This window comes from Halomonas sp. 707D4, from assembly GCF_024158685.1.
GTDB lineage: Bacteria > Pseudomonadota > Gammaproteobacteria > Pseudomonadales > Halomonadaceae > Vreelandella.
The window spans coordinates 1-3480 of record NZ_JAMZBD010000338.1; the positions used below are offsets into that span (position 1 = coordinate 1).

Consider the following 3480-nt stretch of genomic DNA (forward strand, 5'->3'; position numbering starts at 1 on the left):
ACGCCGAGCGGCGCCTCGCCGAGGTCGATGCCGGTCACCTGGGCGCCGCGACGCGCCATGGATTCGCTCAGGATGCCGCCGCCACAGCCCACGTCCAGCACGCGCTTGCCGGCGAGCCCGGCGCGGGCATCGATGAAGTCCAGGCGCAGCGGGTTGATGTCGTGCAGCGGCTTGAACTCACCCTGGTCGTCCCACCACTGATCGGCAAGTGCTTCAAACTTGGCCACTTCCGCCTGGTCGACATTGTCTTTATAGCGATCTGCAGTGCTATCCTGAGATGTCGCTTGCATGGTGTCACTCCCTTTCATGAACGGCACGAGATGTCCGGGGGGCAGGCGAGCTGTGTGGATCGAATTGGTTACATTAAGCTACAAGGTGGCATCCACGCCCCGGTTTTGTATTATTGCATTCTAACCACTCCTTGAGCCAAGCGCATGAAAAGGAACGCAGGATGATTCGAAAAGCCCTGGAAATCCGGCCGTTGCACCGGGAGCGTCCTTGATGCGCGTACTTCTCTACGGCAGTGAATTGAGCACGGCCACCGCCGCCGCCGCCCTTGCCTTCGTCGGCCATCAGGTCGACTGGCTTCTGCACGAGGAAACGCCCTGGACGGTGCTCTCGACGCTGGACTGGCTGCGCCGCGAGCCGGAGCTGCTACACCACCTCGAACAGGGTATCAGCCAGAACACCCTGCGCCTGATCGAGCGGCTCGACGAGGCGGCGCCGATGGACGTGGTGTGGCTTGCCCTGTCGCCGAGCCAGCGCCCGGCGGCGAAGGCGCTGCTTGGCCATGCGCTGTTCAAGACTCACCGGGTGGTGCTGGTCAACAACTCGACCTTTCCCGTGGGCGATACCGAGCGGCTGCACGCCTTGATGGGCGAGCAGCACAGCAGCGTCGCGCTGCCGGACACCCTGGAGGAGGGCCGTGCCTGGGAGGCCTTCACCCGGCCCACGCGCTGGCTGATGGGCTGCGACGACGCCCAAGGCGAGCAGGTGTTGCGCGAGTTGCTGCGCGCCTTCAACCGCCGCCAGGACGTCTTCCAGTCGATGCCGCGCCGCGCCGCGGAGCTCACCAAGCTCGCCATCAACGGCATGCTCGCCACGCGCATCAGCTACATGAACGAGATCGCGGGCCTGGCGGATACCCTGGGGGTCGATGTTGAGCACGTGCGCCAGGGCATGGGGGCAGACACGCGCATCGGCTTCGAGTACCTCTACCCGGGCTGCGGGTTCGGCGGCCCGAACTTCTCGCGCGATCTGATGCGTCTGGCCGACGTGCAGTCGCAAAGCGGTCGCGCCTCGGCGCTGCTCGAACAGGTGATGGACATCAACGAGCAGAAGAAGGAGACGCTGTTTCGCAAGCTCTGGACCTTCTTCGAGGGTGAGCTTGCCGGGCGCACGGTGGCGGTCTGGGGTGCGGCGTTCAAGCCCGGTACCACCCGCATCGACCACGCCCCGGTGCTCACGCTGCTCGAGGCGTTGTGGGCCCAGGGCGTGACGGTGCGCCTCCACGATCCCGCCGCGACCCAGGCCCTGAAGGCGGTGGTGGGCGAGCGCGACGATCTCGTGCTCTTCACCGACGATCCCTACGAGGCCTGCGAAGGGGCCGATGCGCTGATGCTGGTCACCGAGTGGAAGACCTACTGGAACCCGGACTGGCACCGCCTGGCGGCGCTGCTCGGCTCCCGGCTGATTCTCGATGGACGCAACATCTTCGACCCTGCCTTTGTGGCAAGCTGTGGCCTACGCTATAGAGGGATTGGTCGTCGCGCCGACCCCACGACTCATTGAGGAACCTTCATGTCTGATGCCACCTCGTCCCAGCGTATCGTGCCCGACGTGGACCAAAGCCTGGGTGCCCAGCACCTGCGCCATCGACGCGCCCCGAGCCTCTGGCCGCTCTGGCTGATGGTGCTGTTGCTCATCGCGCTGCTGGGGGCGCTGGTCGCCGGGCTGTGGTACGAGCGCGAACGGCTGCTGGACGAGTTCCACCGGGTGAGCGGCGAGGTCTCGAACCTGCATGCACGGCTCGACTCCGGTGATACCGACGTCGCCGACTCGGTCACCTATCTCCAGGCCCAGATGACCACGCTCTTCCAAGAGCAGGAGCAGCTCGCCGTCCAGCTCACCAATACCCGCGAGGAGTTCTACGCCGTGTTGACCGGCGACGACGAGTTCGCCTCCAACGAGGCGCTGGGCGAGATTCGCCAGGAGCTCGATGCGCTCAACGCCGCCGCCACGCTCAACGACCGCCAGCTCGAGGCGCTGCGCACCTCGCTTGGCGCGCTCGAGCGCGCGGGCACGTCCGGACGCCAGAACCTGATGCAGGAAGTCGACTACCTCGAGCAGAGCGCCAGCGAGCGCATCGCCGCACTCGAGGAGCGGCTCACGCGCGAACGAGAAGACGTCGAGGCGCGTCTGGCCGAATGGGGCGACACCCTCGATGGCCAGCTCGCCGCCCTGTCCGAGAACACCGATGACCGCGAGGCCATCGACCAGCAGGCGCTCGATACCCTGTCCGAGCGCCTGCTCGCGCGCATCACTGCCCTCGAAAGCGATCTTCGCCAGGTTCGCCAGGCGCAGCTGGCCTTCAGTGCCCAAATGGAAATGCTGCGATAATTCGTACATGGAGAACGCGTGTCGCCACGCGCCCCATCGCCGCTCAGACTAGGGAAGGACATACATGCAACGACACGGTCAACGGTCATCGGCGACCCGCCTGGCGCTTCTATTGACGACACCGCTTCTCGTGTTCAGCCAGCCGCTGCTGGCACTGGAAGCGGTCATCAGCGGCGTCGACGGTCCGGTGGAAGAGAACATCGATGCCTACCTTCAGAACATCGACGAGGAACGCTACACCGGTACCCGCCTCGAAGGCGAGATTCGTCAGCGCACTCAAGAGGCGATGCGCGTCTTCGGCTACTACGAGCCCGACATCCAGGTCGACGTCGCTCGAACGCCGGTGATGGTGCGCATCCAGCCCGGCGAACAGGTACGTATCGAGGTGCTCTCGATCGACATTCGTGGCGACGCCGAGCGCGATCCGCCCTTCGAGGAGGCGGTGGACGATTTTCCGCTGAAGGAGGGCGACCCGCTGCGCCACGCCCCCTGGGATCGGCTGAGCTCCCGGCTCTCGGGGCTGGCCATCGAGCGCGGCTATTTCGACTGGGGGTTCAACGACCGGCGCATGGAAGTGCGCCCGTACCAGCAGAGCGCGCGCCTCTACATGGATTTCGATAGCGGGCCGCGCTACCAGTTCGGCAACACCGTCGTCGTCGGCAGTCACATCGACCCGGAGCGGCTCAAGAACATGCAGGGGTTCGAGGCGGGTGATCCGTACCTGGCGGAATCCATCGCTCGCTACAGCCAGCGCCTGGGCGAGACGCGCTGGTTCAGTTCGGTGACCGTGCGCCCACGCCTTCAGACCGCCCAGGAACTGGTGATCGCGCCGCCCGGCGGCGGGGCGGCCTGGTACGATTC

At 65.7% G+C, this 3480-nt stretch carries 4 protein-coding genes; 3 read left to right on the top strand and 1 reads right to left on the bottom strand.

Going from position 1 to position 3480, the window contains the following annotated elements; all coding sequences use genetic code 11:
• Positions 1-290: bifunctional 2-polyprenyl-6-hydroxyphenol methylase/3-demethylubiquinol 3-O-methyltransferase UbiG (gene ubiG, locus BIS11_RS13205; protein ID WP_253586236.1), on the bottom strand; the 290-nt coding region annotated here is incomplete at its 3' end.
• Between the two features lie 211 nt (positions 291-501).
• On the opposite strand from ubiG, the gene BIS11_RS13210 reads away from it, so the two are divergent.
• The 3 genes from BIS11_RS13210 to BIS11_RS13220 all read left to right on the top strand — a co-directional run.
• The gene (locus BIS11_RS13210) at positions 502-1791 is read left to right on the top strand and encodes a nucleotide sugar dehydrogenase (protein WP_253422050.1); all 1290 of its coding nucleotides are present in this window, start codon (positions 502-504) and stop codon (positions 1789-1791) included.
• 9 nt (positions 1792-1800) lie between these two features.
• Complete coding sequence (locus BIS11_RS13215) at positions 1801-2619, top strand: hypothetical protein (RefSeq protein ID WP_253422048.1); 819 nt, start codon at positions 1801-1803, stop codon at positions 2617-2619.
• A 64-nt stretch (positions 2620-2683) separates the two neighbouring features.
• Positions 2684-3480, top strand: a 797-nt coding sequence (locus BIS11_RS13220; RefSeq protein ID WP_301286462.1) for an autotransporter assembly complex family protein, incomplete at its 3' end; no start/stop codon positions are given.

Excerpts from the sequence above, each read along its gene's own strand:
- BIS11_RS13215 (WP_253422048.1), top strand. The coding sequence starts at position 1,801 with ATGTCTGATGCCACCTCGTCCCAGCGTATCGTGCCCGACGTGGACCAA.
- BIS11_RS13210 (WP_253422050.1), top strand. The coding sequence starts at position 502 with ATGCGCGTACTTCTCTACGGCAGTGAATTGAGCACGGCCACCGCCGCC.